The sequence below is a fragment of the Pantoea wallisii genome, assembly GCF_002095485.1.
Taxonomy (GTDB): Bacteria; Pseudomonadota; Gammaproteobacteria; order Enterobacterales; family Enterobacteriaceae; genus Pantoea; species Pantoea wallisii.
On sequence record NZ_MLFS01000137.1, the window covers coordinates 1 to 877 of the forward strand.

Sequence of the window (877 nt, forward strand, 5' to 3'; positions counted from 1 at the left end):
CCTCAAGAACGAAAAAGTATGGGGATATATAATTAATGGCGTAGGAGTTGTGCTTGGCGGTTTTCAGATGGTCGCAGGTTTTGGCGTAACCGCTGCATCATTTGCTACGGGAAATATTATAGGGGTTGGTTTTGGTGCTATGCTTACTTTACACGGAGTGAACGGAGTACAGGAAGGGTTCCAAAATATCATTAATGGCACAAACAATTCTCAGGGCTTTCTAAAACAAAGCTATATAGCTGGCGCTGAATTTCTCGGCTTTGATCAAAAAACAGGCGAGCTGGCTTACACATCAATGGACTTACTGCTGTCTGTATACGGCATGGCAAGACTCATCGTTAAGCCTCAGACATACCGTCTTTTCCATTATCTGAACACAGACTACGTCAGAGGTATAAAAAACATGACTCGGTTTGATCTTGGTGTTGAAATATATAATGACTCAATGTCTATAAAATCCATTTATAATGAAACCAAAGAGAATTAAAGTTTCTTTTTAAACATGAACGCTTTAAATCCCAACTTCATGGGAGTCATAAAATAAAATATAGGGATAACGAGGAGCATGGTAAAAGAAAATGACAAAACCTCTGCTTTATCACCATTAAAAATATAAAAAATCCATACGAAAGTCAAAATCGCAAGCAGGATACAAGAAACGATAAATCGTCCCCTTAACTCGCCAAGCAATGAGGGGTACGTTGCACCATCCTTCCCGAGATATTGCCGCATTGCAGCAATATCTTTTCCAGTGAAACCGTTTTGGGTAAGTTTCTCTTCAATTTCGATACTGTTCATTTTATGGCCTCTTCAGTCTGAGAAAGGCGATGTATACGGGGTGTCAATGACAGGCCATAGCCAATACACCCAACAGCCA

Annotated in this window: 2 protein-coding genes; one reads left to right on the forward strand and one right to left on the reverse strand. The window is 40.0% G+C overall.

Annotation, left to right across the window (positions count from 1 at the left end):
- Window positions 1-487 (forward strand): DUF4225 domain-containing protein (locus HA48_RS21945; protein WP_128603182.1); only part of this gene is annotated, 487 nt, incomplete at its 5' end.
- Here HA48_RS21945 and HA48_RS21950 read toward each other — a convergent pair.
- Window positions 484-798: a hypothetical protein gene (locus HA48_RS21950; protein WP_128603183.1), complete on the reverse strand. Its 315-nt coding sequence runs from the start codon at window positions 796-798 to the stop codon at window positions 484-486. The two genes, HA48_RS21945 and HA48_RS21950, sit on opposite strands and share 4 nt — an antisense overlap.
- Window positions 799-877 lie beyond the last annotated feature (79 nt).